The following is an 847-nucleotide window of genomic DNA, read 5'->3' as shown; positions in this document are numbered from 1 at the left end:
GAGCAGGCCGCGCCCGTCGAGTACGCGGCCGAGCTCAAGTTCGACGGCCTGGCGATCAGCCTGCGCTACGAGCGCGGCGTGCTGGTGCAGGCCGCCACGCGCGGCAATGGCGAGACCGGCGAGGATGTGACGCAGAACGTGCGCACGATCCAGCAAATCCCGCTGCGACTGCGGGGCGACGGCGCCAAGGCCGAGGTGCTGGAGGTGCGCGGCGAGGCCTACATGCGCCGCGACGATTTCGAGAAGCTCAACGAGCGGCAGCGTGCCAACAACGAGAAGACCTTCGTGAATCCGCGCAACACGGCCGCGGGCGCGATCCGCCAGCTCGATCCGGCGCTGGTGCGGCAGCGGCCGCTGAGCTTCTTCGCCTACGGCATCGGCGAGACGCGCGGCTGGGATATCCCCGCCACGCACAGCGCGATGCTGGACGCGCTGCAGTCCTACGGGCTGCCGGTCAACGCCGACCGCGCGGTGGTGCGCGGCGCCGAAGGGCTGGTGAAGTTCCACCGCGAGATCGGCGAGAAGCGCGACGCGCTGCCCTTCGACATCGACGGCGTCGTCTACAAGGTCAACAGCCGCGAGCTGCAGCGGCGGCTCGGTTTCGTGTCGCGCGAGCCGCGCTGGGCGGTCGCGCACAAGTACCCGGCGCAGGAGCAGGTCACCAAGCTGGACCGCATCGAGATCCAGGTCGGGCGCACCGGCAAGCTGACGCCAGTGGCCAAGCTGGAGCCGGTCTTCGTCGGCGGCACGACGGTCAGCAACGCGACGCTGCACAACCTCTTCGAGATGCGTCGCAAGGGCATCCGCGTCGGCGACCAGGTGATCATCCGGCGCGCCGGCGATGTCA

The 847-nt window shown here is 69.9% G+C and carries 1 protein-coding gene; it reads left to right on the top strand.

The window, feature by feature from the left end; all coding sequences use genetic code 11:
* A partial coding sequence (gene ligA / locus FUT87_RS26515; protein WP_147242918.1) for an NAD-dependent DNA ligase LigA occupies positions 1–847 on the top strand: 847 nt, incomplete at both ends.

This window comes from Mitsuaria sp. TWR114, assembly GCF_007997345.1.
Note: the sequence above shows the minus strand (reverse complement) of the source record. Positions and strands in the feature narration are given on the sequence as shown.